General features: G+C 35.5%; 1 protein-coding gene. It reads left to right on the top strand.

Going from position 1 to position 245, the window contains the following annotated elements:
- Nucleotides 1–69: 69 nt before the first annotated feature.
- Nucleotides 70–245: kinase/pyrophosphorylase (locus tag IQR33_RS06700; RefSeq protein WP_193843602.1), on the top strand; the 176-nt coding region annotated here is incomplete at its 3' end.

Here is a 245-nt window from a genome sequence, read left to right on the forward strand (position 1 = left end):
AAAGCCAAACTGATTTATTAATATTATGTGTACCATCCTACTCAAAAGATTTTGAAAAATTAAACAGAAATGCAAATAAATAACCAAAGTCGTGATGTATTCTATGTTTCTGACGGTACGGCGATAACATGTGAGACATTAGGGCACGTTGTTCTCGGTCAATTTCCGTTCATTCCTAACGAAAAAACCTTTCCGTTTGTAGAAAGCCAGGACAAAGCTACTGACGTAGTCAAAGAAATTGAAAC

This window comes from Vibrio sp. OPT46 (genome assembly GCF_015163535.1).
Taxonomy (GTDB): domain Bacteria; phylum Pseudomonadota; class Gammaproteobacteria; order Enterobacterales; family Vibrionaceae; genus Vibrio; species Vibrio alginolyticus.